Origin of the sequence: Tepidimonas aquatica (assembly GCF_007556585.1) — a bacterium.
In the GTDB taxonomy this organism is placed as follows: domain Bacteria; phylum Pseudomonadota; class Gammaproteobacteria; order Burkholderiales; family Burkholderiaceae_C; genus Tepidimonas; species Tepidimonas aquatica.
This window is the reverse complement of the sequence record NZ_VJNA01000077.1, coordinates 1-1,496: the sequence shown is the minus strand read 5'-3', so window position 1 is coordinate 1,496 and position 1,496 is coordinate 1. Positions and strand designations below refer to the sequence as shown.

At 70.1% G+C, this 1,496-nt stretch carries 2 protein-coding genes; one reads left to right on the top strand and one right to left on the bottom strand.

Going from position 1 to position 1,496, the window contains the following annotated elements:
- Positions 1 to 22: 22 nt before the first annotated feature.
- Positions 23 to 442, bottom strand: coding sequence for a phosphate-starvation-inducible PsiE family protein (locus Taqua_RS13675; protein ID WP_425472602.1), 420 nt, complete (start codon positions 440 to 442; stop codon positions 23 to 25).
- A gap of 187 nt (positions 443 to 629) precedes the next feature.
- Here Taqua_RS13675 and tsaB point away from each other — a divergent pair, with 187 nt between their 5' ends.
- Complete coding sequence (gene tsaB, locus Taqua_RS12995) at positions 630 to 1,391, top strand: tRNA (adenosine(37)-N6)-threonylcarbamoyltransferase complex dimerization subunit type 1 TsaB (protein ID WP_144326986.1); 762 nt, start codon at positions 630 to 632, stop codon at positions 1,389 to 1,391.
- The last annotated feature ends 105 nt before the right edge of the window (positions 1,392 to 1,496 follow it).

Below are 1,496 nucleotides of genomic sequence, written 5' to 3'. Positions count from 1 at the left end.
GCGTTCTTGTGCAGTCGAACCATCATGACTTTTGCCTCCGTAGTTCCTCGATCAGCTCACGCATCGTCTCGCGACCTATGAATAATGCACGACGTCGCGGATCAATGCAATCGTCCGGGACCTGACAGGGGTCCAGGATCACGAATTTGCGCGACAGCGCGATCAACGCAATCAGCACCACCGTCTTGACCTGCACGATGCTGTCCTGCCCCATCACCACGCGCACGATGGAGTGCTTGAACTCCATCGCGATCAACAGCGTCATGATCATGCCAAACACCGTCTGGAACACCTGATGGTCCAGTGGGTTGAAGGCATCCAGCACCAGCAGCGTAAACACCACGCGGATCAACTGCACCAGCGAGGTGACGATGATCACCGCGATCACCACCGACAGCACCAGGGCCACAACCCACTCAAAGCGCTCGTACAGTGTCATCATCGGCCAGTGCTCGCGCAGCGTCTGCCACGGGCCGCGCGCGCCGGCGGGCGTCGTCTTGGGGGAAAGCTCGGTTGGCATGACGGGGACTCCTTGGCTGCGCGCAGCCCCCTTCGTGCAGCACCGCGCGGGGCTGGCCGCGCCCAAGTCTAACGGAGAACCCGGTGGCCGCGCGGGATAATCGACGGTCATGAGCATCCCCACCCCACCCGGCCGCCAGCGCTGGCTGGCGCTGGACACCAGCACCGCGGCGCTCAGCATCGCGCTGGGCGCCGCGGGCGCCGACACCCCGCTGGCCTACCACGGCGGCGAGGGCGGCCCGCAAGCCTCGGCGCGCCTGCTGCCCACCATTTTGGATTTGCTGCGGCAGGTGGGCTGGCCATTGGCCGAGCTGGATGGCATTGCGTTTGGCTGTGGGCCGGGGTCGTTCACCGGCTTGCGCACCGCCTGCGCCGTGGTGCAGGGGCTGGCCGCGGGCGCGCGCCCCGGCGGTGTGCCGGTGCTGCCGCTGGGCACCCTGCTGGCGGTGGCCGAGGCCGCCCGCCACACCCATGCCCCGGATGCAGCGCAGTTGCAGGTGTGGGCGGCGTTGGACGCGCGCATGGACCAAGTCTACGTCGCCCGCTACGCCTGGCGCGCCGGCCACGGCTGGCAGGAGCTGGTCGCCCCGCGCCTGAGCGCCCCCGAAGCGCTGCCCGAACCCGACGACGCCACCACGCTGTGCGCGGGCAACGTGGGTGAGGTGTACGCCGAGCGGCTGCCCGCCGCGTGGCGGGGCGCGGCGGCTTGCAACACGGTACCGGACGCCGCCGCGCTGCTGCGCCTGGCGGCACAAGGCATCGAGCACGGCCTGTGCGTGCCGGCGGCGCATGCGCAGCCGCTGTACGTGCGTGACAAGGTGGCGCTGGACGTGCACGAACAAGCCGCCTTGCGTGCCGCCCGGGGCGGCTGAGCCCACCATGGACTCCCCCGCCGACCCGCTGCCCTGCCCCGCCCCAGCGCCGCTGGCGGCGCTGGGGCGGGGCAGGGCAGCGGGTCGGCGGGGGAGTCCATGGTG